This is a genomic window from Simkania negevensis Z (genome assembly GCF_000237205.1).
Taxonomy (GTDB): domain Bacteria; phylum Chlamydiota; class Chlamydiia; order Chlamydiales; family Simkaniaceae; genus Simkania; species Simkania negevensis.
This window is the reverse complement of record NC_015713.1, coordinates 105,598-132,078: the sequence shown is the minus strand read 5'-3', so window position 1 is coordinate 132,078 and position 26,481 is coordinate 105,598. Positions and strand designations below refer to the sequence as shown.

At 42.7% G+C, this 26,481-nt stretch carries 22 protein-coding genes; 7 read left to right on the top strand and 15 right to left on the bottom strand.

Annotation, left to right across the window (positions count from 1 at the left end):
* The first annotated feature begins 10 nt into the window (after positions 1 to 10).
* The 6 genes from SNE_RS01195 (at position 11) to SNE_RS01170 (ending at position 6,680) form a co-directional block, all read left to right on the top strand.
* Positions 11 to 3,928 (top strand): vWA domain-containing protein, encoded by a 3,918-nt coding sequence (locus SNE_RS01195; RefSeq protein WP_013942459.1) that lies wholly within the window; start codon positions 11 to 13, stop codon positions 3,926 to 3,928.
* Complete coding sequence (rsmD, locus tag SNE_RS01190; protein WP_013942458.1) at positions 3,925 to 4,503, top strand: 16S rRNA (guanine(966)-N(2))-methyltransferase RsmD; 579 nt, start codon at positions 3,925 to 3,927, stop codon at positions 4,501 to 4,503. The genes SNE_RS01195 and rsmD overlap by 4 nt, the downstream gene beginning before the upstream one ends.
* Positions 4,504 to 4,868: 365 nt before the next feature.
* Positions 4,869 to 5,180, top strand: coding sequence for a hypothetical protein (locus SNE_RS01185; RefSeq protein ID WP_013942457.1), 312 nt, complete (start codon positions 4,869 to 4,871; stop codon positions 5,178 to 5,180).
* Positions 5,181 to 5,255: 75 nt separating this feature from the next.
* Positions 5,256 to 5,504: a hypothetical protein gene (locus tag SNE_RS01180; RefSeq protein WP_013942456.1), complete on the top strand. Its 249-nt coding sequence runs from the start codon at positions 5,256 to 5,258 to the stop codon at positions 5,502 to 5,504.
* Between the two features lie 90 nt (positions 5,505 to 5,594).
* On the top strand, positions 5,595 to 5,852 hold the full coding sequence (locus tag SNE_RS01175) for a hypothetical protein (RefSeq protein ID WP_013942455.1): 258 nt from the start codon (positions 5,595 to 5,597) through the stop codon (positions 5,850 to 5,852).
* Between the two features lie 225 nt (positions 5,853 to 6,077).
* Positions 6,078 to 6,680 (top strand): hypothetical protein, encoded by a 603-nt coding sequence (locus SNE_RS01170; protein ID WP_013942454.1) that lies wholly within the window; start codon positions 6,078 to 6,080, stop codon positions 6,678 to 6,680.
* 39 nt (positions 6,681 to 6,719) lie between these two features.
* On the opposite strand, the gene SNE_RS01165 is transcribed toward SNE_RS01170, so the two are convergent.
* The 11 genes from SNE_RS01165 to SNE_RS01120 form a co-directional block, all read right to left on the bottom strand.
* Entirely contained in the window at positions 6,720 to 7,259 is a 540-nt protein-coding gene (locus SNE_RS01165; protein WP_013942453.1) for a toxin-antitoxin system YwqK family antitoxin, read from the bottom strand.
* Complete coding sequence (locus SNE_RS01160; RefSeq protein ID WP_041418664.1) at positions 7,243 to 9,342, bottom strand: toxin-antitoxin system YwqK family antitoxin; 2,100 nt, start codon at positions 9,340 to 9,342, stop codon at positions 7,243 to 7,245. Before SNE_RS01160 ends, SNE_RS01165 begins: the two co-directional genes overlap by 17 nt.
* A 382-nt stretch (positions 9,343 to 9,724) precedes the next feature.
* Positions 9,725 to 10,099, bottom strand: a complete 375-nt coding sequence (locus SNE_RS01155) for a hypothetical protein (RefSeq protein WP_013942451.1) — start codon at positions 10,097 to 10,099, stop codon at positions 9,725 to 9,727.
* Positions 10,100 to 10,155: 56 nt separating this feature from the next.
* The gene (locus SNE_RS01150; RefSeq protein ID WP_013942450.1) at positions 10,156 to 10,614 is read right to left on the bottom strand and encodes a hypothetical protein; all 459 of its coding nucleotides are present in this window, start codon (positions 10,612 to 10,614) and stop codon (positions 10,156 to 10,158) included.
* A complete protein-coding gene (locus SNE_RS01145) occupies positions 10,589 to 11,032 on the bottom strand; it encodes a prepilin-type N-terminal cleavage/methylation domain-containing protein (RefSeq protein ID WP_013942449.1) in 444 nt (147 codons plus the stop codon). The genes SNE_RS01150 and SNE_RS01145 overlap by 26 nt, the downstream gene beginning before the upstream one ends.
* Before the next feature lie 237 nt (positions 11,033 to 11,269).
* Positions 11,270 to 12,280, bottom strand: a complete 1,011-nt coding sequence (locus tag SNE_RS12105) for a rhomboid family intramembrane serine protease (protein ID WP_013942448.1) — start codon at positions 12,278 to 12,280, stop codon at positions 11,270 to 11,272.
* A complete protein-coding gene (locus tag SNE_RS13120; protein WP_013942447.1) occupies positions 12,270 to 12,446 on the bottom strand; it encodes a hypothetical protein in 177 nt (58 codons plus the stop codon). Before SNE_RS13120 ends, SNE_RS12105 begins: the two co-directional genes overlap by 11 nt.
* 31 nt (positions 12,447 to 12,477) lie before the next feature.
* Positions 12,478 to 13,662: a type II secretion system F family protein gene (locus tag SNE_RS01135; protein WP_013942446.1), complete on the bottom strand. Its 1,185-nt coding sequence runs from the start codon at positions 13,660 to 13,662 to the stop codon at positions 12,478 to 12,480.
* A 3-nt stretch (positions 13,663 to 13,665) separates the two neighbouring features.
* Positions 13,666 to 15,246 (bottom strand): type II secretion system ATPase GspE, encoded by a 1,581-nt coding sequence (gene gspE / locus SNE_RS01130; protein ID WP_013942445.1) that lies wholly within the window; start codon positions 15,244 to 15,246, stop codon positions 13,666 to 13,668.
* On the bottom strand, positions 15,243 to 17,630 hold the full coding sequence (locus SNE_RS01125; RefSeq protein WP_013942444.1) for a hypothetical protein: 2,388 nt from the start codon (positions 17,628 to 17,630) through the stop codon (positions 15,243 to 15,245). The genes gspE and SNE_RS01125 overlap by 4 nt, the downstream gene beginning before the upstream one ends.
* Positions 17,631 to 17,634: 4 nt before the next feature.
* A complete protein-coding gene (locus SNE_RS01120) occupies positions 17,635 to 19,041 on the bottom strand; it encodes a hypothetical protein (protein ID WP_148258918.1) in 1,407 nt (468 codons plus the stop codon).
* Between the two features lie 365 nt (positions 19,042 to 19,406).
* Here SNE_RS01120 and SNE_RS13015 point away from each other — a divergent pair, with 365 nt between their 5' ends.
* On the top strand, positions 19,407 to 19,811 hold the full coding sequence (locus SNE_RS13015; RefSeq protein WP_013942442.1) for a hypothetical protein: 405 nt from the start codon (positions 19,407 to 19,409) through the stop codon (positions 19,809 to 19,811).
* A 3-nt stretch (positions 19,812 to 19,814) separates the two neighbouring features.
* On the opposite strand, the gene SNE_RS01110 is transcribed toward SNE_RS13015, so the two are convergent.
* The 4 genes from SNE_RS01110 to mutY all read right to left on the bottom strand — a co-directional run bounded on the left by SNE_RS01110 (position 19,815) and on the right by mutY (position 26,399).
* Entirely contained in the window at positions 19,815 to 20,549 is a 735-nt protein-coding gene (locus tag SNE_RS01110) for a hypothetical protein (protein WP_013942441.1), read from the bottom strand.
* An 80-nt stretch (positions 20,550 to 20,629) separates the two neighbouring features.
* Positions 20,630 to 22,771 (bottom strand): hypothetical protein, encoded by a 2,142-nt coding sequence (locus SNE_RS01105; RefSeq protein ID WP_013942440.1) that lies wholly within the window; start codon positions 22,769 to 22,771, stop codon positions 20,630 to 20,632.
* 235 nt (positions 22,772 to 23,006) lie between these two features.
* Positions 23,007 to 25,148, bottom strand: a complete 2,142-nt coding sequence (locus tag SNE_RS01100) for a heavy metal translocating P-type ATPase (protein ID WP_013942439.1) — start codon at positions 25,146 to 25,148, stop codon at positions 23,007 to 23,009.
* Positions 25,149 to 25,352: 204 nt separating this feature from the next.
* A complete protein-coding gene (gene mutY / locus SNE_RS01095) occupies positions 25,353 to 26,399 on the bottom strand; it encodes an A/G-specific adenine glycosylase (RefSeq protein WP_013942437.1) in 1,047 nt (348 codons plus the stop codon).
* Positions 26,400 to 26,481 lie beyond the last annotated feature (82 nt).

Here is a 26,481-nt window from a genome sequence, read left to right as displayed (position 1 = left end):
GGATAGGTTCATGAGAAAGCGTCCCTCCTCGTCTCAGAAAAGAAAGCCTCTCTTGCTTACTTCTTTAGCGGCTTCTTTAACTTTGCATGCGGGAGCTGTTTACTTCCTTTTGAGTCATCCCTTTTCCTTTCTCAGCGCCTCTTCTTCCACAAAACACGACCAATCTCTCGTTCAAGCCATTGAGCCAACATTTGAAGCCGAGGTTGCTCTTAAAGAAACACTGAACCGACTCATCTTACGTGAAGTGGCAACTCAATCTTCTGCTCAAGACAGTCCTCATCTTGAACTCACCAAGACAAAGCTCAAAATTCTCACCAACTTTGCTTATGCTCCAAGTGTCACCGCACCTACAACCCCACCTCCCTTCCATCTAGAAACCCCCACTTACACTATCAATGATAGTGATGAGTTTGCGCAACTCAAGCCCAATCCTTTTGACCAAAAAAAACGGATCAATTTTAGTCAGCCTTTAGAAACTGAGAGTGGACCGCTTGTTGCTTCTAACGAACCACAAAATGAAAAAACAACTCCAAATGCTCCCCAAAAAATTGACAAACTGCCTTTGGCAGTTCCAAAAACAGAAAAAGTCGTTTCTGAACTGATGCCTTCTGAACACGAAGTGAAAAAGGGCAAACCTCAAAAAACTCAGCAAATCGAAAAATCAAACACCCTTTCCCAAGTTGCTTCAAAAACAGAGAGGCCGAAGCAAAAATCCTCCCCTTCGTTTGTCCCTCAAGCTGAATCTATCACAAAAAAGCAGTTCGATCGCGAGACCCTATATTATTTTTACGATGAAAAGCTTGAAAGTTCTTACACTCCCAAGCTCCAAGTCTCTCTCCCATTAAAAGCGCCCCTTTTTAAAACTCCAATCTCTTCTCCAAAAAAGCGATTCGAGCCACATACCCAGCAAAGCATTGCCTTTTTTCAATCCATTACTCCACTTGACTTGAGCCCCCTTCAAGAAGATCACATTCTATTTGATCTAATCCCACTTGCTGAGAAAGTCTCAAAGCCAGGACTCCCTCAAACGCCCCTGCTCCCCAGAGTTGAAGGATCTCAATCACCCTCAGCACAACTTAATTTCAACCATCCCCAAGTTTCCCACCAAACAGAGCTCGCTCAACGGGAGATTAACCGCCCTTCAGCTCCCATAAATAAATCTATCGGCCAGACGTTTCCAAAAAAACTTCCTGAAGTTCCCGAAGAAAAATTGGCCGCTTTGTCAAAAATGGGCAATTTTCGCCCAGAAAAAGAGCAGATCAATCCGCCTGAACCCTTAGAAAAATCCTCTTTCCATAGACAGCAACAGCTTCTAATTTATCAAGCTTCTTTCCCGTTTGAGCTTGCTGTCGATTCAGTAATTTTAACCGCGCCTTTCTTATCTCCATCCAAAAAGCCCCTGATTTACACCTCTTCTCAAGTCATCCTCCCTGAATTAGGCTGGAGCTCACAAAGAACTCCCGAAGAAGCTGCTATCACACATATCACACCAAAAAAAGAAGCCATTGACCCATCATGTGCCACCTATCCCAACCATGCGCTTGCAAGTCAATTGCGAATTCCCAAGTATGAATCAAGCGTCGCTAGAGTCCTAGCTCCCCCATCCCCGTTTTCTCCAAAATATCTTGTGCGAACTTTCGATTTCCGCCAAGCCCCGCTTGCCTTCAAATCATCCGATTTCAGTTCCATCGACCTTCCTGAGTTCACCCTAAGTGAGGACACCCGAATCGCACTCCAACAAGCGGAGCCCAAACAAGAAGAGGTCAGACCACTCAAGCATGACTCGACTTTGGCACTCGATTTATCTGGAATGGACTCAAAAGAAAAGCGGCTTTACAATCCAGAAGAAGTCGAAGAGCTCCCCCTTTCTCCTTCTCATACCGTCCGCCCTAAACAAAGGCTTTCAAAACACTCATCAGCTCTAGCCATTCAAAAAAAGCCCTCAATGTCCGAACAACCTAGCTTAGAAAAAAAGGCTCCAGCAAGCGCTATTGAGCCCAAAGAAGAATCCATTGCTTTTTCATTCGATAGTACGCCTGCAAAAGAGCTTGCCACCCCCTCACTTCCCTCCTTTCTCATGAAACAGCCCTCAACAGCCATCTTTGATGTTGCTTCCACCCCTTTTGCAACACTACCACATATTGCCCATGCCCCACCACTCAAAGACCTCCCAAAAGCTCAATTGAGCGTCTCCCCGTCAACCATTGAAAAACAAATCGCCCTACACATCCCCGATCACGAACTCCCTCTTACACAAAAAACGGTTCCTACACTTAAGCCTCAACATGAGGAGCCCATTGCTCCTCCCCTTCCTAAAAGAGAAAACGTTTCATTAACGATTTCCAAACCTCTCAATTCAAAAGCACCTCCTCTCGATCTAGAGGGAGGAGAACCTGCAATGAAACATGATCCTCTCACACTTGTAAAAAAAGAGTTTCCTTTAGAAGAACCTCTTGCCATGCCTTCTCTTCCCTATCTCAGCGAAAAAAGAGTCGCATCGAGCAAAGTTCCCTTTAAACCCACCAAAGCCCTATCAGAACTCCCAAGTGTAGAAACTTTCATTGCACTTGTTCCTAGAAGTGAAGCCTTTCCTAACACCAAACAACTCCTTTCAAAAGGTCCCATTCCTCATCGCGAAGCTCAAAAAGATCTTCAAACAAGTTACACCCTAACTCGGAAAATCAAAGAAGTTGAAACAGAAGACATCTCATCTCAAGCAAAAGAACTCATTGAAAAACATTACACCGAAACACTTGCACAAAACAGCTCCGTGAATGTCGCCAAGCCCGAACTGAAAAAACCCCTGACTGAAGCAGACTTCCACACCATTAACGAAACACACCGCTTCACTCAAGGTTACCTGTCAGAAATCCCCGCAACAGCTAGCCTCGATACAGTTTCTTTCCAAAATGATTTTGAAACCTCTGTCACATACGTCAAAAAACCCGATGGCAAAGGGTACAACTTCGCCCTTAAAATCAAACCCAACGAAAAGCTCTATTTTGGCTCCCCAGAGCAAAACTTTATCTTTATCGTAGATGGATCAGGAACGATCAAAAAACACCGTTACAACACGTTTAAAGACGCTGTAGTAAAGTCTTTATCCTACATGCAAGATGGTGATAGCTTTAACATTCTTGTTGCAGATTCTCAAGTTGCAGCTATGAATGACAAACCGATGATTTGGAGCAAAGAGGGAATCCATAAAGTTCGTAATTATCTCCAATCGCGCACTTACCGGGGTTACTTCTCTAATTACGATGCCTTCGACCTCTTAACGAAAGCCTCTGAATACTTTGACCAAACCAAAGAAAACATCGTCATTCTCATTACTGATGGCCACTCGCTTGAAACAATTTCCAAACACAAAGAGTCACTACGAGCTCTTGCCGAAAATAACAAAGGACTCTTTTCCCTCTTCACTGCATGTGCCAGCCAAGGGAACAACATCGCCATGCTCGACCTCATCAGCACCTTTAATAATGGGGAGTTCATGTACTCCCAAACCAATGCAGCTTTCCCCCGCAAACTCGCCGTCTTAGTCAAACACATCGAAAGTCTTATTGCAAAAGACATTCGTATCCACGTCACCTCAAGCGCTTCCAATCTAGATATCCAGTTTTACCCCAACCAGGAAAGCTATCCCTCGCTCTACGCCGATCAACCCTACATCCTTTATGGCTCAATCGACAGACTAGAAGACTTTGAACTCATTTTGCAGGGACGTGCAGGCAATAGCTGGATCAACATCAAGCAAAAAGTCTCTTTCCGCAACGCCGAAGAAGCTGGACACAAACTCAAGCGCAACTTTGCCCTCCAACAAGCCTATGCCTGCTATGACTACTATCTCAAGAAAAACGATCCCTTCTTCCTCACTGAAGCCGAACGGATTCTTTCACCCCACTTAGTTTCTCCAGCAACAAGATGAGAATCGCCGGCGGAAAATTTAAAAATCATAAACTGATCGCCCCAAAAGGAAACACTACACGTCCCACCTTGGAAAAACTCCGTCAAACCGTCTTCAACATCTGTCAACACACCATCGAAGATGCCACCTTTCTCGATGTCTTTGCCGGATCGGGGGCTATGGGCCTTGAAGCCCTGAGTCGCGGAGCTTCCCACGCCACCTTTCTCGAAAAAAACCGCCTTGCTCTCCAAGCCATTTACAAAAACCTCGTAAACCTACAACTTTCAGACCACGCCACCGTCTTCCCCGGCGACGCCCTACTCTCCCTCAAAAAACTCGCTCAAAAAAACGCCTCCTTTGACCTGATCTATATAGATCCCCCTTATGGTCAAAAAGTCCCAGGATCCTCCCAAACGCTCCTCGATGCCACCCTCACCCTGATCGATACCTCTAACCTCCTCTCTTCCAATGGGATCCTCTTTCTTGAGGAAATAACAGCACCTACAGTTATTCTCACCAACCTTACCCTAGAAAAGGAGCGCCCCATCGGCGACTGTCATCTATATCAATACTCACATTGTAAATTAAAATTTTAATTTTTTACCCTCTAAATATGTAAAAATTAAATTTATTACTATTATTTTTTTAAATTAAATATTCATATATAATATTAATCATTTTTTGGAAAAACATTAGTGGGAAAATAATGGTCACTTTTTCAAATCTATGAAATAACCTTCCAAACATTCGAAGTCTCCTACCTCAAAAGTTAGAAGGCCGCACACCAATAACAGCAGTTGAAGCATCGCAACCAGAAAAACTTCAAAGTCTCAGAGAGACGCTTGAACCACTAACCAGTGGCGCAGCTTGGTAATCTGACAATCACTGGTCGGAGCTAACAAAAATCCAAAAATCACTTGAATATTTACAAGATAAGCCTTCATTAATTTCAACAAGCTCTTTGGAAGCATTAAATGCACAATTTGAGAGCATTCGAGGTGGTAATATAACCGCTCTACCAAACGTTCAAGTGCTCTTCACAAATTTACAGCAAGCAAAGAGCCACCTAAATGAACGGGACACTTCTGAAACACGGTTTCAGGTGGAACTTGCAAAATATAAACTTGAGCAACAGAGGAATAATCCACTAGGGGGTACAACTAACGAAGAGCGCCGCTACGCAAACCTTATCAACGCGCGTAACCAACTTCGCTTTGAGATTCAACTCTACGCACCTACAATTACTGATTACAAAACTCTCCTTGCGCCATAAGTAAAAGTTCCCTATCCACTTCAAGGGTCTGTCCAAAACTATAAAATCGCATTAGAACAGCATGCAGACGAAGTGATGGTGGTCTGGGTTAGAAGAGAAAATCGATCATCTGTTCAGCTGCTAGATCAAGCTCAATATGAAAAAAATCAAGAGAATAGAGACCCCTTTATTTGGGAAGGACAAGCTGAAGTCTTACAAGGGCGTGTTGAGTTGATCAACAGTCATATCGTTCAGCAATTTGACACTTTTTTTACAACCTATCAACAAGTGATGAACAGTGCATTCGATACAGCCTGTAAAGAACTTTTTTCTGATCGCTTTTAAAAAGGATTTCTCAATGCTATTGTTAGACACATTATTTGGGCTTGGGAAACCGTGTTTGGCTCTTCAGATACTGAAAATCGGGAGTCTAAAATGGCACTTGCCCGTCTTTTGTACGCTGAAGGCGCCAAAGAAAAACCGCAAACTTTGAGTGAAGTTGCTAGAATCCTATATACCGCTCAAGTATTGACTAATCGTCTAGCAGAAGACTCTGCAGGCATACTAAAAGAGGCAAGGAACTGCTTTAATTCTTCTGTAAGAGATGTTTTAGCAGGAGAGTCTTTGGCACATTACTTTCCAGAGACCGTTTCTACCGAAAGAGCTGAGAGACCGTATACCACGATTAGATAGTAACATCTTCAGATCACCTGGCATCTGTCAGACGACTTATACCATAAGTAATTTATAATTAATGTTTTAAGAAACAAAAAATTTTTCGATCCTAAGATGATCCCATAAGAAATCGATTTTAACAGTTGAATATTAATAGTTTAAATTATTTTTTAACAATTTGTTTAAAGTAAAATATTTATATGATATAATTGAATTGATTTTGGGAAGGAAAGGAAGTATATTATGTCAGGGACACCAAATGCTGTATCAAGCACAGATTTTTCTACTAAAGCCGCACAACTCTATGATGATGTCACAACAAGCCGCCCTTGGCGCCACACGATTGGACGCGTTTCATGTGCAATACGTTTACCATTCTATGCGCTTGCTGTAATTTTTCAAGTTGCAAAAATGGGAATTAAGTTTTTACCCGCTTGTCTCATCACCCCTATCGCATGGGGACTAGGAACAAGAAAACTAGAGAGTTGGACCTTCAATGGAATCGGTTTAGATGGGGTCGTGGCTTTGAAGTTTTTAGATAAAATCGGAAGCTCTGTTATTGGGGTCATATGCGCACCCCCAAAAAAATATCACTCAATTCTAGAGGCTCTTAAAAGCGTAGGAAAATTTTCCATTCTTGGACAACATCAAGACGCTTGGAAAGAAGGTGCAAATATGAATGTGCCTCCTAAACTTGGAGATCTTGCTTTCCATATACTTTGCCCAAGAGCAGCATATTCTAAAATCATCATTCAACAAGACAAAATCTATGATATGGAGCCAGGTTGTTATGGCTTTTATAAACACATGAAGACTGAAAATTTAGAAAAAATTAAATCTGCTTAAAAGTTTGATCCCTGGCTGCGAATCGCAGCCAGGTTTTTCTTATTTAACTTTTACGCCATTTTTATAGAGCATCTCTGTGAGATTGCCGTTGGTATCCCAGCTCTTTTTAATGCCGTCTAGTTTGCCCTCGACATAGGTTTGTTCGAGACGTGGGTTTCCATTATCGTAGAACTTCACAAACTTGCCGTGCTGCTCACCCTTTTTGTAGCTGGCTTCAAAGATCAACACTCCGGTTTGACTCCAATGCTGGGCAAGCCCTTCGAGTTCCCCTTTTTTGTATCGGTAGACACTATTGAGACGGCCGTCTTCAAAAAAGGATTTTTCTTCACCTTCTTTGAGATCGTTTATAAAGGTGACTTCTTTGTATAGCTTACCTGTTGGGTAAAACTGCTGGGATAGACCTTCTCGTTTGTCTTTTTTAAAGGTGAGTTTAAGAGCTGATTTTCCATTGCGGTGGAATAGCTCTGCTGGGCCTTCTTTAACACCTGCTTTGTAAGTAGTAAAACTAATGAGTGTTCCAGCAGGATCGAATTCGCTAGCTTTCCCATCGAGCTCATTATTCTTATAAATTGGCTTCAATCGCTTTGACTTTTACGCCATCGGTGACATCTTCAGGGTAGTAGATGTAGTGGGGACCTTCTTTCCGATTGTTTTTGTAATGGTAAACCACTTCGCGTCCTTCAGGATCTTTTTGAAAGTGGCGCCCTTCAAGCTTTCCTTTAAGGTACTTTGACTCTTCTAAGATGTTCCCCTTTTCATCCCACAGTCCTTTTAACCCATGAAGGGTCCCATTGTCGTAGGAAATAAGGGTTTTGGTTGTGCCTGAGGGGTAGAAGGTCTTCTGCTCACCATCCATCTCTCCTTTATCATTGTAGTGGTAGATGCTGGCAACTTGATGCTTTTTCTCTGCTTCAATGTTAGGAGGAAAGAAGTCTTTATGGGTTCCAATGGGCTTATCTTTTTTATATGTGCGGATAAATGCAAGGCTCCCATCTTCGAAGTATCCTTTTGCTTCTCCATCTAAGAGGTCATTGCGGTAGGTTTCAATGAGCTGCGTGTGCCCATTTTCATAGTAGAGTTCATGCAAACCTTCTTTCTTTCCTACAAGGTAGTGAACAACTTCTCTTTTTTCTCCACTAGGAAAGTAAACGACATGGGTTCCGATCGGCATGTCTTGATCATAGGCACCTTCGAAAACAAGGGTCCCTTGGTCGTTCCACATCCGATGCGTTCCATCTTTTTTCCCATTATCAAAGCGGGCATCTAGGCGGCTTTTTCCATTTTCAAACCACTCTTTTTGAATTCCATCATAGAGGCTGCTTTTAAAGTTTTTTTCGGTTTTTTTAGCGCCAGACGCATACCACTCTTTAAAGGTTCCTTCTTTGTTGCCTTTATTAAAGCTTCCTTCAAATGAGAGGTTCCCATTTTCATGCCACTCGTGAAAGGTTCCATGTCTTTCTTTGTTGAGATAATGTCCTTCAAAATGTTTTTGCCCATTCGGATAAAATTCTTGTTGGCTACCTTCAAATTCTCCATGTGTGTAATGGCAGACCATGCGGGGTGTGCCGTCTTCATACCATGTAAAAAATGGGCCATCGAATTTCTCGTCTTGATCAATGGAGTATTCGGCAACTTTTTGTCCATTTTCTGCAAACTCACGAATTGGTTCTTTTAGCTCCCCTTTTTTGTCGAAGTGAGCAAGAAATGAGTAAGTTCCATTGTCGTGTTTTTTCCAATGCTTCCCAACTTTTGTGCCCTGTACGTACTCACCTTCTCCTTGAAGGGTTCCTTTGATGTCAAAATACTGTTCTTTTCCATGAATTTTTCCGTCTTCATAGTGAGCAACGTATTTTTTTCGGTCGTTGGTGTGATACTTGACGTGATTTCCATGAGGTTTTCCCTCGCGGTAATCTTGAATCTCTAAAATCGAGTGGTCTTCAGTATAGAGGATGATTGCGGGTTGGTTTCTTTCTGAATGGAGTTTTCCCTCTTTGTAGAACCTATTTGCCCGTTCTTTTCCATTTTCATGCCATTCAATCGCTTTGCCATGAAGTTCTCCGCTTCGGTAGGAGTAAAGGGCTTCTTGTTCACCCGATTCGTAGTATCGGATAAAATCTCCTTCGAGCTTCCCTTCGAGGTAATTCCCTTCGGCCAGAATTTGTCCATTTTCATGGTACGAAAGAATCTTTCCATGAGGGACCCCATTTTTATAATGGGTAAGATGTTGCAACCGCCCTTTCGTGAAGAAGATCTTGAGAGGGCCATGAAGAAGTCCATGATCGTAATACCCAACCCGTTCGATTTCTCCATTTTCTCGGAATCGAACACTCACTCCGTGAGGGACGGTGGTCGACTTCCACGCTTCATACCCAGGAGATTTTTCATCAACAGTTGCTAAATCTGTTTCTTCAAGAGGGCGACCATTTTCATGAAAATGGATCCGCTTCACAGCTTGCTCTTCTCCTTTTTCCCCATCGGCGTAAAAGATCACAAGACGGGGTGAACCATTCGGAAAGTGTTCGAATATGCGGGGACGCCATTCAGGCAATCRGGCTTTAAGTTCAGTTTGAATCGGTTGCACTTCCTGCTGCTCGGCCGTGTTTCCATAGGCGCAGGTCACAAGTGTCATCACTCCTAGTAATAAAGTTGCCGCCTTTTTCATCAWGGTGTTTCCTCTAGAAYTTTCTTGTCTAAGTGAGTCATCATACTCTCTTTCTAGAGGGATGTAAAGAGGGGTTTTTTAAACTTAAATGACTTTCTACGCTTACTCATCTAAGACTTTTTACTTTCTCATTGTCAAAAATCCGGGGACTTGAATATAGTGGTGATGAAAATTCAATATTTTCTGAAGATTGGAGGGAAAAATCTTCAAATCCTAACAGATTTTTTTAAGGTATATAGATTGCTTCCATTCAATCTTTAAAAAAAAGACTAGCAGTCTCTAACCCCTTTCTCTGGTTCTCCGCCAGGGAAAAATGGCTAGGCCCAATTCTTTTAGGATTGGGCCTACCGTTTTTTAGTCATTTTTCAGTAGAACTCTGGGTTTATATGTACGCAAGCCAACAAAGGGCTAAGCCCCAAACCACTGATAGCAGTCCAAAAAAGAGGAAAGTATTCGTTTGAGCTTTCGAAATCTTGGTCATGAGATTGGGCAGGAAAAAGATGACAAGTCCCCGAAGAAAACAGAACCATCCAAAAATTGTTACGAGAACGGTCAGCCCTAGATCCCATTCAGGGCTAATATTGATGACAGTCAAGCCAATGATAAGGTTGATTACTCCCCCTAAGTACATGACTGCTGGGTTTTTTTTGATCGATTCAGATACCTTTTTCACATTCTCTTGGTAGAGCAACATCCACACTCCAATAATCAAAAGAACAGGTCCAAAAATAGCTGCAAGACCAACTGGGGTTGCCATATGTTTCTCCTACGTCATATCGTTTCTCTCACGCTAGCTGGAAGATTGATCTGTTGTCAAGTTTCGGATGCGGCTATGACCCGATTTTGAGCGGGATTGAGGGGAATCTGCAACGTTTTATTCGAGGATGAGAGTTGGATGTTTCCTTCGGGACGAATTGAGCCAGTGCGAGTAAAAGTGAGTTTGAGCTCCGATATTTCTTCGTCATCAAAGAAAAACTGGGTGATTTGCTCTATCTTGAGCTCTTTATTCCCTCCTCGAAATCCTAGTGGCTCGTCTGTTAATCGAGTGCAATAGAGAGTGTTTTTCTTTTTTTCGATGCGAAAATCAATATCTGCTTCGGCGCTCATCGCAACTTTATGAGACCACTCGAGTTCCTTTGCTAAACGATGAACACTCGTTTGAAACCGATACTGTGCGATCATTGGTTTCGCTTTAACCATGACGAGCGAGCCAACGAGGGCTAAAATCGCAACGCAGAAAAACAGCTCAAGAATCGTCAGCGTTTTCTTCATCCCAAGGATATTCTGGGTTTTTGTTTTTCTTCTCGTAGAATTTTTTATACTTTTCTGAGTTGGCGCGGATTTCATAACCCCCTTTGACAGGAACCACTTCAAACTCAAGTTTGTTTTTCCAGCCGTCAATCAAGTACTGCTGCGGTTTATTGACAAGTCCAGAGTCTACGAGAACTTTACCGACTTTTTCTGCAATTTCTTCTGAATTAGCTCCTTCTAGAGCTTTGATTTCGTTCGAGTCCATTTCGAGGTGAACGATGTTGTAAAGCTTTGTGATCCCTTCTTTTGTTTTAAAAGCCTTTCCTTGATCCATGCTGCCGCGCATGTTGTAGCCAATGACACTCCCAATGATTCCAATAATGAAAATGACGATCATCACTTCTAAAAGGGTCATGGGTCTCTTTTTTTGTTTCTTCATGTCTTAGTTTTCCTAGTGTTCATGAGTTGACCTACTCAGCTGAGTTTTGAGGTTATGCCGCCATGAGATGATCAATAAAGAACGGCCCTTGGAGGAAAAGTTCAAGGCGACTGATACAGGAAGCCCAAATTGGACTTTCGAAGGAAGTCAACGATGAAACTTTCCCCAGGAGTCGATTAACGATTGACCAACTCGTGACGACGCTATCAAAGTGGTATTATTATACTCTTCATAAAATTAGTCGGCAATCCCTTCAGGTTTCACCAGAGCGTCTAATTCTTGGTCGATTTTTCGGATTTCGACTGCTCGAAGAAGGTCTATTTCATCAGATAAGTACATGAGGTGAAACCTCCGAACATAAAGCTCGGAGTAATGGGTTAAATCATTCCTGTAAAGTTCTTCATCCCCATTGAGGTTCAAAGCTACCATTTGTGGTAAAAGATTTTTGATTTCTTCGATTTCAGCGCAGACGAAATTAAACGTCTCTTCCGTCTCAATTTCAGGCAAACGAGTGTCGATGTTATTTGCATGCTCAAAATATTTGCTGAGCAATTGAAAAAAAGTTTGCTTGTCTGACGGAGTACGACCAAACAGGGTTGCAAAAACGACAAGAAGAGTCACTGCAAGTGCTGATCCACTCAAAAGATGGGGCCATGATTTTTTTCTTAACGCAAATCCTGATCGGTCGATCCAGTAATAAACAAGGCCTAGCAAAATTCCACAAGCAAACCCACCAAGATGCGCACTGTGATCCAGATCATGACTTTTGAACGCATACATCACATTGGCGAAGAGGACATACATGCAATTTAACAGAGCTTTTTTTCGTTCTTCAATGGACATGGGGATCGTGAAGAGAATCACACAGCCCATGCCAAAAATTCCCGCAATGGCACCAGATGCCCCCGCTGAAACAATCATGGTTTCTTGATGAAAGAGAAAACTCGCAATCCCAGAAATAAGTCCAGAAACTAAATAGGACACAAAAAATAAATAACTTCCTATGACCGATTCAAGAAATCTTCCCATCGAAAACAATGCGTACATATTCACTAAAAGATGGATCAAACCGATATGGATAAACAAGCTTGTCAAAAGCCGCCACCATTCACCACTAAGAACTTCATAACTACTATTTCCGCCCCAATGGAGGATATCTTTTACTTCTGGATGGATCAACGGAACGCCGGAAAGACTCATTAGAGTAAAAATAATGAGGTTGAGTGCGATGAGACTTTTAGTAATCATATTTATCCCGCTGACTTTGTACTTCATTTTGCTTTGATTTTTCGGCTTTTTTCTTTTTATGTGTCACTTGAAACCATAAAATGACAACTGTTCCGATCACTCCAATGCCCCAAAGGAGATTGTCGTAACTTCGAACTAAATTTAAAAATTTATCAATGGAGATCATCTTTTCACTATTTTGTAAAACCGTTTTACAATTATTGAATCATGGAACTTACATCGGTTAAGGGTAAGAGAACCGAAAGTAAGATGACAGCAACCACAAGCCCTAAAAAGAGAAGTATCACCGGCTGGAGAAACGAGGTTAACCGATTTAAACTCCGCTCCAAATCTTCTTCATAGATTTCGGAAACGTGTTGCATCATTTTTGCCATGTTGCCCGACTCTTCTGCAATAGCCATCATGCGGATAACCAAATGAGGAATGAGCGGGGATTTTTCTAATTCTTCTGAAAGTTTTTTTCCTTCGACAACTTTGACTTCTGCTTTTGAAATGACCTCTTCAAACTGATGGTGCTGCATCACAAGTTTGGCCAATTTAAGCGCATCAAGTAGAGAGACTCCACCGCGTAAAAGGACTGAAACAACGCGGCAAAAACGGGTCATCACAGCTTCAGTTGTTAGCCTTTCGATCACAGGAATGGAGAGCGCGAGCTTCTGTCTAAAAAATTTGCCTGATTTTTGTTTCATATAAAAGGTAAAGAGGAGAAATATAAGTCCGCAGCAAGAAAAAATCCAAAAAGCATTTTCATTTAAAAATGAGCTTAGGGATAAAACTGTTTGCGTCAGGGGGTGCAGGGAACGTCCTTCAAACAGCTCTTGCATCGAGGGAATAAGAAAAAAGAGCAGAGCTCCTATCACAATAAGACAAAAACTGCCTAAAAAGATCGGATAGATCATCGCTGTTGTAATTTTTTTCTTGAGTCCTTGAGCGCGAGCAATCAATTTAGAGAGCTCTTCAAAGCTTTCTGTTAAGCTGCCCGATTCTTCTCCTGCGCGTATCATCGCAATGTAAACGTCATCAAAAATACGAGGATAGTGGCCAAGGGCTTCGGAGAGGTGCTGCCCTTCTTTGACTTGGTCACACAAGTTCAGCAAAAGAGAGTGGGCTTTCGTGCGGTAGTACTTTTCTTGGAGAGTGAGCAAACTATCATACAGAGGAAGGCCTGCGCGCAAAAGAACATGCAAGTCACGGGTCAAGTTCAAGAGCAAAGGGGGAGATAGGGTTTGATCGCGTGGTTGCTTTTTGTATAGGGCTAGCTTAGTGACCAAGACCTTTTGCCGACGAAGCTGCTCTTTTGCCAGCTCAAGAGTGTCGGCATTGATTAAACCTATTGTCTTTTTTCCATTAGGACTAAGTGCTGAGTATTGAAATAGTGCCATAGCCTATGAGTAAAGTTCAATTTGACGGGTGACGCGGAGGACTTCTGAGGTGGTGGTCACTCCTTGATTTGCCAAAACCGCTCCTTCTTCGCGCAATGTTTTCATTCCCGATTCGACAGCAGCTTTTTGGAGCTGCGTTGCATCAGCAGAGCGAAGCAGTTGCATTTTGATGCCGTGATTGACAGGCATGAGCTCGTAAATCCCCGAGCGACCACGATAGCCTGATCCAAAGCAGCTGCCACATCCTTCTCCTTTGTAAAGCATGTCTGATTCTAAGGATTTTCGTTTGAGTCCAAGCTCGGAAAGTTCGGTGTCTGAGGGCTTATACCCCACTTTGCAGTCTTCGCAAATGCGGCGAACAAGGCGTTGGGCAAGAATTGCTAAAATGGATGAAGAAAGGAGGTAAGATTCGATGCCCATATCGACGAGCCGGGTCAGGGCGGAAGGGGCGTCGTTTGTGTGGAGAGTGCTGAGAACAAGGTGGCCTGTAAGAGAGGATTGAATGGCAATTTCGGCAGTTTCTTTATCACGAATCTCCCCAATCATGATGATATCAGGATCTTGTCTGAGAATGTGTCGCAACCCTGTTGCAAATGAGAGTTTAATCTTGGGATTCACTCCGATTTGGGCAATCCCTGCAAGTTTGTATTCAACCGGATCTTCGATTGTCATCACATTCACTTCTTCTGAATGAATCTCTGAAATGGCGCTATAAAGCGTTGTGGTCTTCCCACTTCCTGTGGGTCCGGTGACGAGGATGATCCCTTGGTTCTGATGAAGGTATTTGCGTAAATTGGTCAGCGTCAATTCGGCCATGCCGATTTTATCGAGTCCGAGGACAATGTTGCTATTGTCTAAAATACGCATCACAATCCGTTCGCCATAAACGACAGGAACGGTGCTGACACGAAAATCAATTTGCCGCCCCCCCATATTGAGTTTGATCCGACCGTCTTGAGGCAAGCGGTGTTCGGCAATGTCGAGTTTGGCCATGACCTTGACACGTGTGACAAGTTGCTTTTGCATTTCGGGTGGTGGCGAATGGCGAAATTGAAGAACCCCGTCGATCCGATAGCGAATATCCATTTCGTTTTCAAGAGGTTCAAAGTGGATATCTGAGGCCCCTTGTTGGATGGCTTCTGCAATGATCATATTGAGCAACCGGACAACGGGAGAATTGTCTTGAGCACTGAGAAGGTCGTACTCTTCTTCTCCTATTTCTTCTTTATGACCATTCCCTTCTTTCTTGAGCCCTTCAATGTAAAGCGAAGCTTCTTTTTCACCTTGGTGGTAACACTTTTCAATCGCCTGTTTAAGCTGAGGCTCGGGACAAAAAACTTCTTGGACATCCATTCCAGTCATGCAACGGATCTCTTCGAGCACTTCTAAGTCGTAAGGGTGGGAGATAGCGACGAGAAGCTTTCCCTCATGTTCTTTTAAGGGAAGGGCGAGTCTTTGCTTCACAAAACTGTAAGGTAAGCGGCGGACTTTCTCTTTGATGAAAGGATAATTTGACAGATCATAAACAGGTTCAAGTCCAAATCGTTTTGCTAAGAGAAAGTCTTCTTTTTCTTGGTCTATCATTGTACTTTTCCGAAGAGGAGTCTTAAACTGTTGTCAAAGAGCCGCTTCTTCTGTTTTTGTTTTGCCTCTTCCACGCGCTCTAAAAATTCGGGAAGATCTCCCGGACGTTTGACAAGTTGCGCATGTCTCACTTTTTCAAGTTCCCCTTTTCCATCAAACACAATTTTTGGGGTGATGAAGACAAACATTTCGGTTTTTTCATCTGTTAAACGGGAATCTCCGAAAAATTTCCCAAGACCTGGAATTTCTCCTAAAAAGGGCAAACGACTACTTGAATCTTCAGCAGTCTTTTGACGGAGTCCACCCAAAATGACCGTTTCCCCATCGGCAACACGAACATGGTTTTCGATGTGTCTTTTAAATACATCAGGGCGATTGGGATCGGGAGAAGTCTTCTTGATAGTGTCAAATTCGATGTTCGTTTCAAGTGTAACATAGTGGATGTCTTCGTCTGGAAATTCAGGTTCGTGAACTGTTGGAGTGATCACAAGTGTGGTTCCGTACTCAGCGCGAGAAAATGATTCCTTGAAAATGGTTCCTCCGTTGCTATCAATCGGAGAAGCACCATTTGCAATTGAGACTTCATCAACAAGTGAAATTTGTGCAGGCGTTTGGTTCAATGTCGTGACAGAGGGAGCAGCATTGATGCGCACATCTTCTTGCGACATCAAGAAATTGTAGGCAATGTCAAAAGCAGGCCAAAAACTGTTCGGCTTTTTGCGGAAAAGAAAAAAGTCAACAACGCCACGGCGTAATGGAGGGGAATCGTCTGGAATTGGGGCGGAGGCTTTACTTGTTTGGTAGCGAAAACCGGTTTCATGACGATCGGTGGCTGCAGATCCCAATCGAAAAATATTGAGGCCAAAATTGTTTTCGTTGCGAATCCTTTTTTCAAAGAGGAGGACTTCAATTTGGACCATCTTCTTCGGAACGTCGAGCTTGCGCAAGAGGTCCTTAATCTTTGGAAGGGTATCCCGCCTGACAACCATCATGATGGTCCCTGTCTTTGGGAAGGGAATGAAGTTAGTTGTAAAAGACTTTTCCTGCTGAGACTGAATGTTTCCGGCTATAGCAGGAAGGGGAGAAATCACTGGAGAGTAAGGAGGAGGACCATATTGAGAAGGAACAGCAGGTTCGCGGGGGTCATCATGTTGTCTTGGGGGTGGTAAGGGTTGACTTGGGGGCCTCGGATCCTCTCCTCGGATTCCCGAGTAGATGAGTGAAGCGTAAACTTTTTCCAAAACATCTGAAACTTCTAGTGGATCGCTATGACGGCAGGTATAGGAAAAAACGGTCATTTCCATAGGATCTTCAATTTGCGCTTGAGCATCATCGATCAGTTTTTCAGCTCGATCGACCATATCTTTAGGACCAATGAGAACTAGAGACCCTTCACCCTTAAGGGGAAGAATGATCAAATCGTCTCCTTCGCCTTTCGTCAATCCCATCCGAGGCTTTTGGACAGAATCTCCAAAATAGGCCTTTAAGATTTTTTCCATTTCATCAGGGGAGATGCGCCCCATTGGGATGATGCGGGTCACTTTTTCGTTTTCTTTTTCCCAAACCGCGTCGTAAAGGGCGAGCAGTTTTTCGACCTCTTCTTTTGAAGAGATAATCGCAATTTTATACCCCACCTGGTAGACAAAGGTCATTTTAGGATCGCGGAATCTTTCAAAAAAATGGCTCACTCCTTTAATTCTTTCAGGAGGAGGGTTGAAAACGTACACCACACGACTCTTAGCAGGCACTCGCATGAGATCGCGGGGAGAATTGATGATGTTGTCGACTGCAATGAGGTCTTGTTTCAAGATGTAAAGCTGACGGGTGTAGGGGTTGAGCTGCTTCACTCCAATCCCATTGTGAGCAAGGACGATCTCTAAGAGTTCATTCCAGGATTCACGGGGAATGGGAATGCTTGAATGCATGTGAATTTTCATCGAGAGAACTTCTGGAGGGACGATGTAGAGATAATCGGTAGAGCCATATTCCATGATAAGTTGAGACAAGGTTGTTTCTTCTTGATCCCAAAGGGCATAGCCTTCATCATCTTTTTTAGTTTCTTCAACTGCGAGCCCCCGCCACTCTTTTTCTAGATCCACGATTTCGGTGCGGATTTCATTGACTTCTCGAAGAAGCTCTTGGAAATCTTCTTCTTTGGCCCCTTCTTTGCAATAGTCGGCGACAAGCTCGTACTTCACTTCAAGTTCAGCGCGCAATTTATGCAGCTGCTTGTTCACTTCATCGAGAAAACTACGCAATTCTTTTTGATCTTTTTGAAGGCGAAAGGCTTCCTGCTTTTCTTCGATTGTTTGAGCAGGAAGGAGCCCGCTTCCACAAAGCAATAGAGCAAAAATAGAGATTGAAACCTTTTTTCTAATCCACACCTTATCAGAATCCTTCTGGTGAGCTTACCGGTTTTTTTCGTGGCCGTCTTCTCATCTCATTAGTCAGTGAAGGCTCTTCTTGCGAAACCTCCTCGGAAGAAGAACGGATTTTAGTCGAAATCACCTTTTTTTTGTGAGGGGAATGTTCTTGCTTATTTTGCATGGCAATTGGAATCTTTACATTTTGCACCTGAGTGCGCATCGGGTCAAACAGAGCTCCAGAAAAAACAGCCTTCCCTTCTTTTTTCTCAATTCCGTCAAACACAAAGAGTTCGCCTCTGGTTTGAAAAGTCAATACCTCTTCGACTTCTCGCAAACTCTTGAGAACCCGCCACCCTGAAGGGGTGTGGAGAATCCAATCGCCTGCTTTTAAAATCGTTGCTTTATTTCCTATCCGACAGGAAATGCGAGAGGCAGTTCGTTGTCGTACACGTGAAAAAACTTCTTCGATCCGGAAGTTGAGAGCCTGAGCTCGTTCTTTTTCATGAGTGACGCTTGCCTTTTCAAGACCGTCACTACTCCAAAGTTCCCATTCGATCTTTTGAGGAGTGACCATTTTTGCCTGTGCAATGGGAGCTTTTCGGGTCTCTTTTCCAACAAAGACGCGACTCCATTTGCCATCTTTCCAAACAAGGGTATCACCTTGCCTGAAATGGACAACATTCGGCTTTTCCTCATATGAAAACTCGATCCTTTCATGGTTTTTTAAAGCTTGATACTCAAAGCCTCCGTAAAGTTCGAACAGGCGATCGGGTTCCCACCAATGCCCCTTTTGCAACAATCCTACAGCTTGCTGAAAGAGAGGATCTTTTTTTGATGGATCTTCTTTTTGTAAAAGATCTTCGATCTCAAAAGTCTTTTTTTCTTCGACAAGTTTTTCATTCCCTTCAGTTAAAAGACGAACTCCAAGTTCTACAAGGGTTTCGCCTGATTCAGAAAGGTGGGGCATGATCCAAAGAGGGGTAGGCTCACTTGAGAACTGAAGATAGGGCTTTTCTCCCTCAACGTAAGTTAAATAGAGTTTCTGTCCCGAAACCACTTTGAGGGATTGTCCACTCCCCTTAAGACCAACATGGATGAGTAAATCGTAAATCGTAGCATCGGGTCTGGTATTTTTTCCCAAAAAGCGCATTTCTCGTTTCAAATCGGGAAGAGGAAAACTCTTCAATTCAGAAGAAATCTTTAGGGCTCCCTCGCCAATTTTTTCATAAGTGACTGAGGTTTTATCTAGTGTCTTGGTTTTGGGAATTTTTTCAGAAAAAGAACCATTTTCTTCATTTGATTGAAAAAGCAACAGGCCAAGCCAAACGAGCGCTCCAAGAAAAAGAAGAAGCACACCACTATTTAACAGTTTAAGAATCTTATGGATGTGAACAAATGTCAGTTCTTTCGCAATCAAATATCGTCTCAAAAAAAAATCACTTGATTATCACGTTTATTTTATTGATTTTACCGAAAAACTTCAAAGAAAACGATTATCGATCCGATTGCAAAAAAATTATTATTAGATTTAATCTAAGGATATAGGGGGAGATGGATGCTCATCTCTCGCGTGACTCTGTGTCAACATATGATACAGTTAACCTGAGTTCTCGGTTTATTTTGCTTATTATTTAGGAGAGAGAGTTCTCATAAATTCTCAGCATTTTTAGCAAAGAGAAGGGGCAAATAACCCTTGTTGAGACTAAAAGGCTGGGAAGAATGAGAAATCTCTTTGAGAATGAGTGAAAGAAACTCAGAGTTCAGGTTGTTAGTAAAATTGAGAAGGTCAAAATAATGGACAAGAAATTTAAAGAAGGAATGAGTGTCCAAGAACTGGAAAATTTTGGGAAAAAGTATCGTTTTGAGATCTTTTTTATCCTTTATTTTCTCCTTGCGACTCTTTTAACTTTTCTCTTCTTCGGAGCAACATGGAGTATTTTCCTTGCTGGTATTGGAGGAATTTTAGGTGTATGGCTACCTGGAAAGGTAGAAAAAGCAGCTAAAGCAGCTTTTCAATTCGTATATAAGCAAGAAAAAATCACTCGCCTCATTTTGGCAATCGTAGGCGCTGTGATTGCATTTTTCCTTCCACCCCTCGTCTTTTTCTTCATGGGATTGATGGGAGGAGCTGGAATGAATCGCGCTTCAGCTGCTGTGCCAAAAAAGCATGATGATGGAGAAGGTGGCGGGCCTCAATAAACTTTAACGAGTGAGTTCCGCCTCTCTTGCAGAAATGTAATCCAGGAGCGTCATGTCCTGGACCGTAAAATGATTCAGGAGCGACTGAAATCCTTCCTGTTTGATGCGCACGTCTTTTTGCGCTCCGTTCCAACCTGCAAACGCTTTGAGCTCACTCCAAGCTTCAAGCTCACGGTCTTTCATGCCTAATTCTTGATAAAGCGTTGCAATCCGCATCAAGTTAAAGGCAAAAAGTCCAGAGCCATAATTCTTTACGCCTTGGCTTTTCGTCCAAAATGCTTCATCTTCAAGCATTTGCTTCTTCAAGTAGAGCGCCTGTTCAAGAGCTTCTAGAAATTTTCCTTCGCTGACAAGAAGAGAAGCTTTAGCATAATCACTGTAGTAGGGTTGATTGGTACGCTGAATGACACTACTTCCAAATTCGCGGGCCTTGTTACTTTCCTGCATAGCAATAAAATCTTGAGCAAGCTTCGCTTCGTATTCGGCATTAAGTTCGGGGTGTTTTTTCATTATAGTGGCAAGGTTTCTCAGCTCATCATTGTTCGTATCGAGAACTTGCTCCCATTTCACAAAGGCATTTGTCGCAGAAACAAAGTCGGCTTCATTCTTGTGCGTTTTATTCCCAAGCTTGATCACAAAAACCATCACGAGAAGAAGAGCTAAGACCCCGACAAAGATGCTATTCTTATAGGGGGCAATGCGCATTCTGAGAGGGATAGAGGGCTCAAGTGTTTCCATGTTTTACCTAGGTAACTTCAAAAAACCCTTATTCTATCGAAAACCTCTTTTTTCAGCACCTTTTCATTAAACAACTAGCATTAAATAGATTGAGAAAGCCTTTCATGTTTTTTCCACTTATCAGCCAAAGTGACAGCCTCTCGAAAATTACCTTTAGCCTCAGGCTTAGGCATTTGGCCCGCACTCAAAGAGAGATGTACAGCAAGCGTGGCAATGCCTTCGATGTCACGATTGAACTTCTTCACTTTCTTTACAGAATTCAATTCTAGCTCTGAGACTGTCAAAGAATGACTCTGACTTAAGATTGCCGAGAGTCTTTCTCCCTCTTCCACAGCGGCTCTTTCATTAACCTTTTTATCAGGTTGACAACCACATCTAGCCTTTAAAACATCTGAAAAATAGGGGTTACTCGTGACAGGAAGCCCTCGATAATCATTTTCTTCGGCAATTTCAAACTGTGAATAGCCCGCATGTGCAAGGTTATCAAGTAAAAGTAGATAGTGATCTTCTGGCGTTAATGACTCTTCAAAACGCAGATCTTCAATCCGTTTCTCAAAATTTGAAAAATCTTTTTCAAATCTTTCCCGATCAATAGGAGACAGCTGTGCCCCAATAAGAGCTTTTGAAGTTGAAGAATTGAGTTGTTTTGCCCTTTTTACTTTTTCAAGTTCCCGCGTTTTATCTAAGATTTTTTGCGTTTTTTCTAGCTGAGTCTTCGCTCTCTCCACGATAGGACTTCCTTCAGGAACACTGCTTATGAGTGCATGTGCAGCATCGACAACTCGTTCACTGTACTTGGATGTGGCTACCACAGCTTTCAAGTGTTTATCGAGATCATCATGTGAGTCACCCACTTTATGTTCAAAGTGGCCTCGATAGAAAGCGTGATTCTCAAAAACAGATGAAGCATGTTGACTGCTTGAAGTCTTGGGCGTCTGATCAATATGAAAATCAAACCCTCGTCCTTGTGCAATAAGAAGGTTGATGTCGGCATTGCTTCTACTCGCTGTTGCAAGGGTTTCGCGGAAATCTTCAATTTTGCGTTGATGCATCTGGCCGGTGACATTTGAACAGGTTTTGGAAAAAGTTCCTTGTGCGTAGTAACCTTCATCAAAAAAAGTTGTTCTGAGCATGGAAAGGGAAGCAATTTTTAGTTTTTGTACATCTCTCGCTTGCGGAGTGAGTCCCCCTTGACTAGATTGAAGCTCATCGATTTCTTGTGAAACTCTTACAAGCCCCTCCGCTTTATAACTCATTGTAGCTAGCTTAAGAGCTAGAGGCTTTTCAGTAACAATTTCTGCGCATTTTTCGCTTATTTCCGACCGAGAAAGAGACTCGCTTTCTTTAAGGAATCCGTTTTCTCTTAAGACTTGTCTTTCGACTTGCTCGTTAAGATGACTTTCAAATTGCTCTACATCACTAAAAATTTCTCCAAGTGCATTTTTAAGTTCAACATCATCACCCGCATGTTCAAAATGGCTTGCTTTAAATGCTTGCCAGGCTTCAGATTCTGGTCCACCACATTGACGCACCATTTGCAATGCAGCTCCTGTCATTTCTAAGCGAGTAAATGCAGCATGTCCCTCAGGAGTTTCGAGAGATTTCTCTGTTTGAAGTCCCATTCCCGCATGACTAAGATAACTTTCTGTATCAAATAAGTTTCCTGGAAGACCACCAAAGGTTTCTAAAAAGATCATATCGAAGAGAGTTTTTTGAACAATTTGCATTTCTTCGGACATTCCCTCAGGTGCAAAATAGACCGTATCAATATCAGAGTTCCAACCAGGTGTTCCTGTTGCGCTGTACTTTCCGGGATTTTTAAAGCCACATTCTTCCATGATTCCGAGGCTCAGCTTTTGAACTCCGTTTACAACATCAAGGCGAAATTGGTCATAGGACGTTCCATCTTCTCCGACTTCGGTCATGTTTGCTTGACCTTTCATCCCGTGCCAACCGTGTTCTTTCAGCTGAGTAATTTTTTCTGAATGCTTTTCTTTTAACTTATCTAGGGCTTCGAATCTTTGAGGAGCTGCTTCACGGGCTTTTCCAAGCATTTTCTGACTTTTCTCAGAAAATGAGCCTTCTTCTGCAAGAATAATTCCGCTCAAATTTTCTGGCTTAAGTTCCGGCTTATCTTTCTGTGATTGAATGCTTTGGTCAGATAGACGTCGAATGATAAGACTACCTGAGACGTCATTTTGTCTGATTTGACCAGCAACCATGCTTTTTCCCTTCCTAATCCCATATCTTTAATAATCTGATACTTACCGAAAAAACTGTTTGCCCCTAGAACAGATATTTTTCCTAAAACACTTACTGTTAAATGATTAGAAAAATAATAAATAGAAAATGAGTGGAAATTTACTGAAATAACAAATCTTTCCACCTTCTCAATGTTTATTGTAACAAATTTTTTAATTAATTAATAATATTTTTTAATAGCTTGTTTTCAATGACTTAAAAAAGCTTTTTACGCTGAAGTGTAAGAGAGTTAAGAACCACTGAGATCGAGCTCATTGCCATGGCGGCACCGGCAATCATAGGATTGAGCAGCCCAAAGGCTGCTAAAGGAATGCCCACACAGTTGTAGACAAAGGCAAAGAAGAGATTTTGCCGAATTTTCAAAAAGGTCACCTTTGAAAGAGATAGCGCTGTCAGAAGATTCAAGAGGCTACTGTGCATGAGTCCAATAGAGGCACTTTCCATCGCAACATCTGTACCATCAGCAATCGCAAAGCCTACATCGGCAACAGCAAGGGCAGGAGCATCATTCACCCCATCACCGACCATTCCCGTGACCTTCTTTTCATCTTGAAGTCTCTTGACATATGAGGCCTTCTCTTCGGGTAAGACTTCTGCAAACAAGCCATCGACATTCAGCATCTTTCCAACAGATTCCACCACAGCTTTCCGATCTCCGCTGAGTAAATAGACTTCTTTCTTCATCTGATGAAGTTTTGCAACCGCTTCTTGGCTTCCCTCTTTCAGTTTATCGGCAAGTGCGATGAATCCAATGCACTTTCCTTCTTCCGCAATGGCTGCAATCACACGGACATCGGTCTGCAACTTATCATTGAATGGGCCAAGATCGATGTTTTGCTGCTTCATAAAGCGAACCGAGCCAAGTAAGTAAGCCTTTCCCTGAAAACTGCCGCTGAGTCCTTGCCCAGTATGAGAATGGAAAGCTTCGCATCTTTGAATTTGCACCCCCTGATCTTTGGCATGATTTGTAATGGCTTTTGAAATGGGGTGATCAGAGTGGGTTGTCAAGCTAACTGCTTTTCGCAAAAGGTTGTCATCTTCAGACGTGATTTCATCGACAGAAAGTTTTCCCTCAGTCACTGTTCCTGTCTTATCGACGATAATGGCATCAAGTTTTCCAGCCTTTTCCAAGCCGACAGCATCTTTGATTAAGATGCCTTCACGTGCACCCCGACCACATGCGACCATAATCACAGTCGGAGTGGCCAAGCCAAGGGCGCAAGGGCATGCAATAACGAGAACAGCAATGCCGCTGATCAGTCCCTCTTGCCAGTCACCTGCAACAAACCCCCACAAGAAAAAAGTGAGAATCGCAATCCCTAAAACAATCGGCACAAACACCCCTGAAATCCGATCGGCCAATTTTTGGATAGGGGCTTTTGAACGTTGAGCTTCTTCCACAAGACGAATGATGTTGCCCAAACTGGTTTCTTTTCCCAAACGAGAGGATTGGACTTCGATCATGCCTTCCCCATTGATTGTTCCGGCATAAGCGTTTTCCCCTTTGTCTTTTCGCACAGGCATGCTTTCTCCTGTTAGCATCGATTCATCGACATGAGACTCTCCGTCAACAACTTCTCCATCGACTGGAATCCGTTCTCCTGGCTTGACAACTACAATATCTCCTTTGTGCACTGCATCAATTGGAACTTCAACAACCTCAGTTCCCTTTTTAATGCGGGCCGATTTGGCCTGCATTTTGAGCAACGCTTTCATTCCCCCTTGAGCGTTGTGTTTAGAGTGCTGTTCAATAACTCGTCCGAGTAATATCAGTGAAATTAATACCGTACTCGTTTCAAAGTAGAGGTAACCCTGAACATGAAAAAGGACGACAACTGCACTAAACAAAAAGGCGGCTGTTGTCCCCAGTGCAACAAGAACATCCATGTTGGCCGCCTTATTTTTAATCGCCTTCCAAGATCCAATGTAAAAAGAGTAGCCTGCGCCAAACTGAACGATTGTTGCCAAAATGAGCTGAATCCAATGGGGAAACAAAACGTCGATTCCAAAAAATTCCCCCAACATTGGAACGGTGAGAGGAAGGGTTAAAACAATAGCAAAAATGGTGCGAACTTTGAGCCAAAAAAAAGAGCGATCCTTTTCTTCGTCGTAAACCTGCCCTTCTTCAATGACTGTTGCTGGATACCCCAATTCAGTAATGGCATCGGCAACCGTTTGTTTGATGTCGTTTCCTTCTTCATATTCGACTCGGGCTTGTCCTGTTGCAAAATTAACAGAGCAACTGATTGTTCCTTCAATCTTCGTCACACGCCCTTCAATTTTCGCAATGCAAGAAGAGCAATTCATATTCCGAATATGTAAATCAAAATGAGCCATCAAACCGCCTTAATACTTTGAACTCTGGATTTTGTTTATTTTCAAGAGACAATTCTTTTAAATTATCAGCATTTTTGGCGAAGGGAAGGGCCAAATGGTCCTTTTCGAGACAAAAAGTCTGAGAAGAAAGAGAAAAATCCCTGAGAATGGCTAAAAGAAACATAGAGCTTAAGTTATTAGCTTATTGAATAGAGCAATAATCAATTAGAGAAGGAAAGTCAATAGACGACGGTGACCGGAAGAAAAAGGAATCTTCTTAAGGTCTCTGAGCTCAACCCATTCGTATCCATCAACAGTTGTTACACCTTCAGTCTGCCAAATATGGGGATAAAGTAAGGCTCTGTATCTTGTAAAGCCGTGAGAAACTTCGGGTAAAGGTGCTTTGTAGGAGAGAGAAAGGGAAAAATGGCTTTCAACTGTCTCCTGCCATGTTTGAATATCTGTCACAGGCTCAAAATGTTCAAAATAGGGAAATTCCCACAAATCTGCCATCACTTTACCTCGCTCCCCTTGCTTCAACAAGACCCCTTGCTTACTTTGGATGATCGCAACAAGTCGATGCAATAATGTGGTAGGAATTTTTTTCCCTTTTCTAGGCAATTCAGCTACTTTGTTTTGTTGAAAAGCTAAGCATCTCGTTTTTAACGGGCAGCTCTGACAGTCAGCTTTTTTTTGGCAAACAAGGGCGCCTAGTTCAATGAGCGCTTCCATCACAACCCAAGGCTCCCGCTCAGGCAATAATGACTCTACTCGCTCTTCAATCTCTTTCCGCGTTTTTCCTTGATCAACAGCATCTTCAATTCCAAAATAGCGCGCCATCACGCGGAGCACATTCCCATCAACTGCAGCAGCCTTCTGCTTAAAAGCAAAGCTTCGAATCGCCCCAACTGTATAAGGACCAACTCCCTTAACTTTTGAGAGAAGCAGAGCTGTTTCTGGAAGCTCTCCACCATGATTTTCAAGGAGATAACGGGCCCCGTCATGTAAATTTCGTGCCCGCGAGTAATATCCCAACCCTTCCCAAGCCTTGATCACATCTTCTCTCTCTGCTAGAGCTAATGCTTCAACTGTAGGAAAAAGACGCATCCACCTTTCAAAGTAAGGAATCACCACAGCCACTTGTGTTTGCTGCAGCATCACCTCTGAAACCCAAACAGCATAGGGGGAAGAATTTTCCCGCCAAGGAAGTTGGCGGCGGTTTAAAAAAAACCACCTTCTTAAACTGTCCCAATTAATAGGCTGCTCGTTCATGAAGTTTCCTCATCATTAACTCTTTATCTCTTTTGGCACAGAAGTTGCATTGAGTGAAGTGGACGGCCGGGGGAGAGAACGA

What these genes read in the sequence shown, in the direction of transcription:
- SNE_RS01155 (WP_013942451.1), bottom strand. Translation starts at nt 10,099, where the DNA reads ATGGCAACCCCAGTTGGTCTTGCAGCTATTTTTGGACCTGTTCTTTTG.
- SNE_RS01195 (WP_013942459.1), top strand. Translation starts at nt 11, where the DNA reads ATGAGAAAGCGTCCCTCCTCGTCTCAGAAAAGAAAGCCTCTCTTGCTT.
- SNE_RS01150 (WP_013942450.1), bottom strand. Translation starts at nt 10,614, where the DNA reads ATGAAGAAAACGCTGACGATTCTTGAGCTGTTTTTCTGCGTTGCGATT.
- gspE (WP_013942445.1), bottom strand. Translation starts at nt 15,246, where the DNA reads ATGATAGACCAAGAAAAAGAAGACTTTCTCTTAGCAAAACGATTTGGA.
- mutY (WP_013942437.1), bottom strand. Translation starts at nt 26,399, where the DNA reads ATGAACGAGCAGCCTATTAATTGGGACAGTTTAAGAAGGTGGTTTTTT.
- SNE_RS01105 (WP_013942440.1), bottom strand. Translation starts at nt 22,771, where the DNA reads ATGGTTGCTGGTCAAATCAGACAAAATGACGTCTCAGGTAGTCTTATC.
- SNE_RS12105 (WP_013942448.1), bottom strand. Translation starts at nt 12,280, where the DNA reads ATGATTACTAAAAGTCTCATCGCACTCAACCTCATTATTTTTACTCTA.
- SNE_RS01180 (WP_013942456.1), top strand. Translation starts at nt 5,256, where the DNA reads ATGGTGGTCTGGGTTAGAAGAGAAAATCGATCATCTGTTCAGCTGCTA.
- SNE_RS01110 (WP_013942441.1), bottom strand. Translation starts at nt 20,549, where the DNA reads ATGGAAACACTTGAGCCCTCTATCCCTCTCAGAATGCGCATTGCCCCC.
- SNE_RS01170 (WP_013942454.1), top strand. Translation starts at nt 6,078, where the DNA reads ATGTCAGGGACACCAAATGCTGTATCAAGCACAGATTTTTCTACTAAA.
- SNE_RS01175 (WP_013942455.1), top strand. Translation starts at nt 5,595, where the DNA reads ATGGCACTTGCCCGTCTTTTGTACGCTGAAGGCGCCAAAGAAAAACCG.
- SNE_RS01145 (WP_013942449.1), bottom strand. Translation starts at nt 11,032, where the DNA reads ATGAAGAAACAAAAAAAGAGACCCATGACCCTTTTAGAAGTGATGATC.
- SNE_RS13120 (WP_013942447.1), bottom strand. Translation starts at nt 12,446, where the DNA reads ATGATCTCCATTGATAAATTTTTAAATTTAGTTCGAAGTTACGACAAT.
- SNE_RS13015 (WP_013942442.1), top strand. Translation starts at nt 19,407, where the DNA reads ATGGACAAGAAATTTAAAGAAGGAATGAGTGTCCAAGAACTGGAAAAT.
- SNE_RS01100 (WP_013942439.1), bottom strand. Translation starts at nt 25,148, where the DNA reads ATGGCTCATTTTGATTTACATATTCGGAATATGAATTGCTCTTCTTGC.
- SNE_RS01135 (WP_013942446.1), bottom strand. Translation starts at nt 13,662, where the DNA reads ATGGCACTATTTCAATACTCAGCACTTAGTCCTAATGGAAAAAAGACA.
- rsmD (WP_013942458.1), top strand. Translation starts at nt 3,925, where the DNA reads ATGAGAATCGCCGGCGGAAAATTTAAAAATCATAAACTGATCGCCCCA.